Origin of the sequence: Humidesulfovibrio sp. (assembly GCF_030689645.1) — a bacterium.
In the GTDB taxonomy this organism is placed as follows: Bacteria; Desulfobacterota; Desulfovibrionia; order Desulfovibrionales; family Desulfovibrionaceae; genus Humidesulfovibrio.
Genome location: NZ_JAUYFU010000066.1, coordinates 1 through 6,352, shown reverse-complemented (window position 1 = coordinate 6,352; position 6,352 = coordinate 1). Strand labels below are relative to the sequence as shown.

At 57.4% G+C, this 6,352-nt stretch carries 6 protein-coding genes; all 6 read right to left on the bottom strand.

Features of this window, described 5'->3' with window-relative positions; genetic code table 11:
* Nucleotides 1-226: 226 nt before the first annotated feature.
* On the bottom strand, nucleotides 227-1,615 hold the full coding sequence (locus Q8O35_RS09820; RefSeq protein WP_305572745.1) for a tetratricopeptide repeat protein: 1,389 nt from the start codon (nucleotides 1,613-1,615) through the stop codon (nucleotides 227-229).
* 466 nt (nucleotides 1,616-2,081) lie between these two features.
* Entirely contained in the window at nucleotides 2,082-3,146 is a 1,065-nt protein-coding gene (locus Q8O35_RS09815; protein WP_305572743.1) for a site-specific integrase, read from the bottom strand.
* 15 nt (nucleotides 3,147-3,161) lie between these two features.
* Nucleotides 3,162-3,413, bottom strand: a complete 252-nt coding sequence (locus tag Q8O35_RS09810; protein WP_305572741.1) for a helix-turn-helix domain-containing protein — start codon at nucleotides 3,411-3,413, stop codon at nucleotides 3,162-3,164.
* 146 nt (nucleotides 3,414-3,559) lie between these two features.
* On the bottom strand, nucleotides 3,560-4,153 hold the full coding sequence (locus Q8O35_RS09805; protein ID WP_305572739.1) for a hypothetical protein: 594 nt from the start codon (nucleotides 4,151-4,153) through the stop codon (nucleotides 3,560-3,562).
* Between the two features lie 42 nt (nucleotides 4,154-4,195).
* Nucleotides 4,196-4,624 carry a hypothetical protein gene (locus Q8O35_RS09800; protein ID WP_305572737.1) on the bottom strand — a complete coding sequence of 143 codons (429 nt, stop codon included), beginning with the start codon at nucleotides 4,622-4,624 and terminating at the stop codon, nucleotides 4,196-4,198.
* Nucleotides 4,625-4,651: 27 nt separating this feature from the next.
* Nucleotides 4,652-4,996 (bottom strand): hypothetical protein, encoded by a 345-nt coding sequence (locus Q8O35_RS09795; RefSeq protein ID WP_305572735.1) that lies wholly within the window; start codon nucleotides 4,994-4,996, stop codon nucleotides 4,652-4,654.
* Between the last annotated feature and the right edge of the window lie 1,356 nt (nucleotides 4,997-6,352).

Below are 6,352 nucleotides of genomic sequence, written 5' to 3'. Positions count from 1 at the left end.
AACAAGTGAAGCCAGACGGAAGCCCCTATACCGCCAGGGAATCAAGGTCAAGAAAAGTTTCGCCACAGGACACGCAAAAAAGGGCCGTTCCCGGCCCTGCCCTCTCCGCAACAGCTCAAGAGAACGCACAACGGCATGATGGACGATGCGATGACCTTGCGCAAGCGGCAGTCCCAGACGCGCCCGCCAAAGGCAGCTTCCCCGCCAGAAAAACGCGCGCGGTTGCCTATCTGCCCCGCGGCTGCGGGATGGCTGCCAGCAGCTGCTTTGAGGAAGCATGCTCCGGGTCGATCTCCAGCGCCTCCTGCAGGAACTTCCTGGCGTCCTCAAAGGCGTTGTTCTTGTAGTACGCGTACCCGATGTTGTTGGCTATGACAGCGGACTTGCGATGGAATCCCGGGTCGTGCTCCAGAACCCTTTCGAACAGCTCGATGGCCTTGGCGTACTGTTCGCCCTCCGAGTGGGCCAGGCCGCAGTTGTAGATGATGCGCAGGTCGTCCGGGGCGATCTTCAGCGCCAGGTTGTAGTTGTCCAGCGCTTCGCGCCACTTCCCCTGCTTGCGTAGCGCAATGCCGTAGTTGTTGAAGGCGATCATATCCTCGCGGGACAGGTCTGTTCCCTTCATCTCGAAGTATTGTGCAAGGTACTGGCTGGCAAGTTCCGGGGAGGTGTCCAGAATTGCGTGCCCGATGTCGGACAGGACGGTGCACATGTAGCGCTTGGCCTCTTCCTGAGCGCAGTCGATGGCCTTGTCGAAAAACTCCTTGGCGTTATCGTGCTCGTGCTTGCGAACGTAGCACTTTCCGATTTCGCACTTGCGCTCCACGTTCAGCGGGCTGATGCTGTCAAGCTCCAGCATGTAGTTGAGGAACTGTTCCAGGTCGTGCTCCCGGTACATGTCCGTCAGCTTCTTGAGCGGCTCAAGATACAGGGGCGCAATCTTGTGCGCCTTCTCGAATTCCACGATGGCGGCCATCCTGTCTCCATGCTTCATGAGCGCCTCGCCCCGCAGCAGAAGCGCCACGGAACTCTTGCCCTTGGAGTCAAGGATGGTGTCGCAGATCTTGAACACCTTGTCATAATCCCTCTGCTCCAAATACACGCGCGCCTCTTGCACCATCTGCGCGATCTTCGACTTCGGCTTGACCACGCCGGCAATCTTCTCAATGAGCGTGTCCACAGACACAGGCTTGGTGATGACGTGGTCCACGCCAATCTCAAGCAGCAGGGCCAGGGTGTCCTTGGTCGTCTCATAGGTCATGACGATGAGCTTCAAAGACGGGTACATTTGCTTGACGGTCCGCAGAAAATCCACGTTCTGCCTTCCGGCTATGAGGCGGTCCGCAAGGGCCACCACCGGGGTTCTCGACCGCACCTGATCCTTGATGGCCGCCATGGCCATCCCTGGCTCCCGGTGCGCCTCCACGCAATTTCGCTTCACCTGGAGAGCGCGGAGCATGCTCGTGCGCACCGTCTTGATGAACAGCAAATCCTCGCTCAAAATCACAATGATGCCGCCCTGATCCTCAAGGAAGCTGCGCAGGTCAAGATCGTGTTGCGGTACTATTTGCTTTGCATCCGTGGTTGCGGAGTCCAACGACCAGGACTTGTCCATAACATTCCCTCTCTAAGATCGCTGGCTAGTTGCCGGATTCAGGAGAACAAGTGAACGGGCAAGCCACCAGCGAGTCACAGCGAACAACAGGTGGGGAAACTCCCAACGAGCCGCGCAGAGACGATACGCTCCTCAACGATTACGTAATACCTCAGCGGCACAAATTCGCAAGAGAATATTCAAGAGGCCAGAACAGGGACTGACCGCGCGGGCCGGGGCTTGGATGGACCAGAACGGGGACGTGAATGGCCCGTGAAAGCAAAAAGGGCCGGAGGGAATTCCCTCCGGCCCTACGCTGTCAATGGTCGGGGCGACATGATTTGAACATGCGACATCCTGCTCCCAAAGAAGGATGACCCATGCGTACTTCTTGTAATAGCAGGATATTTTCAGAAAAGCGGAACCATTTTACGGCATTTGGTTCCACCCAAAGACACCAATGGTTCCGCGAATGGTTCCGCCGATTCTACTTGATTTTGACGAGTTTCCCCGCCTTGGGTGCGGCGATGGGCGGGAGCGTCGCTATAGCACGCTCTTTTTCGCCCTGCATGAGGTGGTAGTAGTGCTTCTGGGTTGTGGAGATATCGGAATGGCCCAGGAGAGCGGACACGGCGGCCAGGTCAGCCCCGCCCGTCAACATCGCAGAGGCGAACAGATGCCGTACATCGTACATGCGCACACCGTAAGTGATACCAGCACGACGGCAAGCCGTGGTGAGACTTCGGCGAAGCTGCTTAATGGGCTTGCCAAGGTATTCTATGATATAGGCGCTCTGCGCCTCCTGGCGAACGACAAGTAACCTAGCACGAAAGTCTGGCGTAATGGGGATGGTCCTGTTGCTGCCTTCGGTTTTTGTACCGCGCACATGGACGGTCAGAGCCTCAAAATCAATGTCAGCCCAACGGATACTGAAAAGCTCCGATACGCCGGGCCTTGTTCCTAACGCCCATTCAACCTCTAGCGCCCAGGCTAGATGCGGCTCTGCAACAGCAATGATCCGGCGTAAGTCCTCTACCGTCAGATGCACGTCCTTCTTGCGTTCTGGAGTCTTGCGCCAAGCTGACAGCGGGTTCTTCGTGGTAAGCCCCTGTGCTATGCCGAAGCGGAACACGGAACGCAGGTAGCCCAGGTATCTGTTGACTGTAGGCGTTGACTTGTCGGCCCATGGGCCACCTGAATGTGTCAGAGCGAGCATGTCCGGGTAGGTGAGTTGGTCAACCGGTCTGGAACAAAGGGCTGGCAGGATAGTCATATTCAGCAGGCGAGCGAACTCCTTCCGCCACCTAGCTCCCGCTCCCCGGACCTTGGCGTCGTTGAGGTAATGCTGGGAAAGCTGGTCGAGGTGCAGGCTAGAAGTATCGCGCAGTGTCTCACCCTTGGCCTTCATGAGCGCAATCTCTGCTAGGCGCACCTTTGCCCGGTTTTTCCCGTCCTCGGTCGTGCCAAAATACTCCCGAATCAGCTTACGGCTGCCGGGGATTCGGTAGGCAATAAAATACCCGCCACGCTCTTGAAATAGGACCTTAGCCATACTTGTTTCCTTAGATTATACATGCACCGCTGTAAAGCCACCTGCGCGGCGGTGGATGGCGCGTTCGACCTTAAAAGCGTTGGGATTCTCCATAAAAGTATCCAGGTCCGCGAGCCTGAATCTGTTCAACTCCGGGCCAAAGGCCGGAATGTTGTGCTTGTCAACTAAGCGCCGGAACTGGCGTACGGAGTAGCGGATGTACTCGGCGGCTTCCCCTGTGGTCAGATACCACTCGTGGTGCGCCTTAGGGTCTTTGAACGTCGACATCCTGCAGAACCTTGGTACAAGCCTGGTGGTGCCCGCGCTGGGTGCCTCGTTGGGCTTGGTTCCGAAATAATGGGAAACCGGCCAGAAAAGTTAAGTGCGCCTACAAACATTCTGACATTCTAGATGCTTGCCGTAACATGGTCGTGCTATACGGCAAGCGCAAGCGGATTGCCGCTAGGCAGGACCGCCACAGCAGGGGGGCTTAATTCGTTAAATTCGTTTCTTTCGTTGAGTTTGAAAACCGTCTTTGTGCGCCCTGGCGTATGCTCCTTGGAGCACTGCACACGGCCAGACTGGTTTAGCTCCTCCAAGGTTGCCTTGAGGCGGTGCGTGAGCACGTTGTTGCCCATCGCCCGGTGTAGATCTGTCAGCAACTGAGCTCCGCCCTGAAGGGCCTTCAGCACCTTTGCGGCCACAGGATTGGCTTCGCGCTGGCCGAAGATCACCATGGCGGATTCATGGCAGTACTTCCAGAATGCGAGTGCCGAGATCAGGCGGCGCTCGCCGATGACCTGTTGCTTGTCGAGAAGCGCGTAGAGCATAGCCAGCCTGATGACCTGGGCTTCACCCCGGTTGACAACGCATCCGGCTAGGCCGTGGTGGTCTTGGGTAAGTTCTGCATATACTTCGCCCCAGAGGTCACGAGCCGCAGGGTCCATGATGATCCGGCCGACGCTTTTGCCCACATTCAGGAGGGCCAGCAGTTCTACTCGCAGGGCCGTCAACTCGGCTTCAGGCATCGGCTCAGGGAAGGCGACGAGACCACGACGCTGCGCACAGACTCAAAGGAAGCGGTTAGCGAAGCCGTTGAGCACCTGCACGGAACCCAGAAGAGCGGCAAGTTCCTGGGTGGTGATGTGCGTCAGCAGGGTGATGTGCGCGCCGGTAGTGCCGATTTTGTTCGTCTTTGTGAGGTGGGCAAGGTTCCCGTGGTCCCAGAAACAGCGCAGCGCCATGGAGAGCGTGTTGCCCCCGCGCTTTGCTGAGTGCAGCGCCGCCGCCAATTCCTCGTCCTGAACACACAGGCGTTTGTCCAAAATTCCCGGGTCGATGATGACCATGCTGCTCTCGCCCGTCTGCTTGTCAACCACCCATTTCAACACCTTGTCACGCACAGCGTAAACCAGCCCCTCCCCGGACGACAGCGGCCCAGGGTGACAGGTTGCCGGGGTGTATCCGCTCGATTCATCAAAGGTGAACAGCTTCTTCACGGGAGCGGCCGAGGTCCCTTTGCGTGACTACGAAGACGCGCCGACTACTGCAGCAAACAAGCGCGCCTTGTGAACGGTATCCCCAACCTCAATGTACGGCGAGATCAACTCCGCGCCGAAGCGCACAAGGGCAGTGGCCAGCACGGCGGCGGTGGAGGCCTCGCTGCTCCTCGTCGCCAGGGCAACGAAGTCCCCGATGAAGCCCGGCAAGGCGTCTTGCGACAGGGTGGGCCACGGGGATAGGGGCGGAGCCCACGCGTTGGCATCCATGAATTCCTGAGTGGATTCTTGCGGTTGAGCGAGGTCGGCTGTAGGCAGCTGCGGCGTTTGGGCTGGCTGAATCAGGGGCGCTTTGGGGAAATCATCTGGCATGGTTGCTCCAGCACCGGGTTTTCAGCGAAGATGGACTTGTCCCCGCGTTTTTTTGGGTGCCGGAACATAATGGTTTTCAGGCGGCAAAAGTTAAGCGGTTGCAGAGCGACATCGAGAAAAAAATGTCTCCAGCACAGAAATCGAGCGCAAACGACTGTTTGCTCTTGCGCGCAGGAGGGTGGAGGCGACAGGCCAGCGGGTTCAATCGTGCAGAACCTTAGCCGAACATGCACTCAGCAGGATCTCCTCCACGGCGTGGTCCTGCATCTAGTTGATGAGCTCATCCAGGATACGCTCGCGCAGATCCTCAGACTGGCCCAAGAGATTCCGGTTCACTTCTGCGGCTCGGTGGCTGCGCAGTGTTTCTGTGCATGCGAAGAATTGCCCAGGGGTTCTCCTTTTCTCATTTCTGTTTCACAGCCATGAGAAGCGCTTACCTTATAGGTAGGACTGCAGGAAGAGCGCGGAGGCCTGTTTTTTAGTACGCTGCGAGAAATATTGAGGGCGCCGTCTGAGCAAGGCCCAAAATCACGCCCCTGCTTAGTTCGCTTCCAGACGCGGTCATCGCCCCCTGGGCCACCAAGGGCATCGGGCGGTTGGGCAGCGACTTTGCGACCTCGGATTGGGCCTCAAAAAGACCCTCACGATCATGTTGCAGCCGGCGCGAGCTCTGGGAAGAGGTAGCGCGGGTGTTCCTTGCCGATCTGCCTGTGGGCAAAGGTGCCGCCCGCCCTGGCCGCGCTTGGTGCGAATTGAAAGGACACCCTGAGTGTCTTTTGCCATCAAGTCCTCGATGAACCACGCATCGTCCTTGGTGATCCAGTTGTACGGATTTCTGGATTTTACGAGTCCGGATGCCCTGCGTATCTCGGTGAGGTTCATCTCCTCAGCGATATGGATGGCCAGGACATTGAGCTCGATGGCCTAGTTGGGAGCTCAGTGCTTGGCCATGCCTTCGCGCCGTTCACACCTCCCCCATCTCCCCTCCGTTGAAAACATTGCCCATGCTCTCATTCTCCCTGAGGCCTTGGCATTTTGCCGTGTTCAGGACGTCTTTCAAGACCTTGTTCCCAGACAAGGACGGGCTCTGGGGGCATGCATAGCGGATGGGTGGAAGCTCTAATGAGGACTGGGAAGAAGGGAAACCAAGCGTGAGGAGGTTGGCTGCGTGGTCCGGAGCTGTATTCGAGACTATGTTTAGACTTTTGGATTTGACTCAGGTTCTATTGAAAATTTTCTAGCCCTGATCCCCAGGTGAATTTGGCCGTTTTCCTCCCCTCCAGCCTCACCCCCGCTTAAATTCCTTCTACATCCTTCCCACTATATAACATAACAACGTGCTGCACCGCGAAGAGC

What these genes read in the sequence shown, in the direction of transcription:
- Q8O35_RS09820 (WP_305572745.1), bottom strand. Translation starts at nt 1,615, where the DNA reads ATGGACAAGTCCTGGTCGTTGGACTCCGCAACCACGGATGCAAAGCAA.
- Q8O35_RS09815 (WP_305572743.1), bottom strand. Translation starts at nt 3,146, where the DNA reads ATGGCTAAGGTCCTATTTCAAGAGCGTGGCGGGTATTTTATTGCCTAC.
- Q8O35_RS09810 (WP_305572741.1), bottom strand. Translation starts at nt 3,413, where the DNA reads ATGTCGACGTTCAAAGACCCTAAGGCGCACCACGAGTGGTATCTGACC.
- Q8O35_RS09805 (WP_305572739.1), bottom strand. Translation starts at nt 4,153, where the DNA reads ATGCCTGAAGCCGAGTTGACGGCCCTGCGAGTAGAACTGCTGGCCCTC.
- Q8O35_RS09795 (WP_305572735.1), bottom strand. Translation starts at nt 4,996, where the DNA reads ATGCCAGATGATTTCCCCAAAGCGCCCCTGATTCAGCCAGCCCAAACG.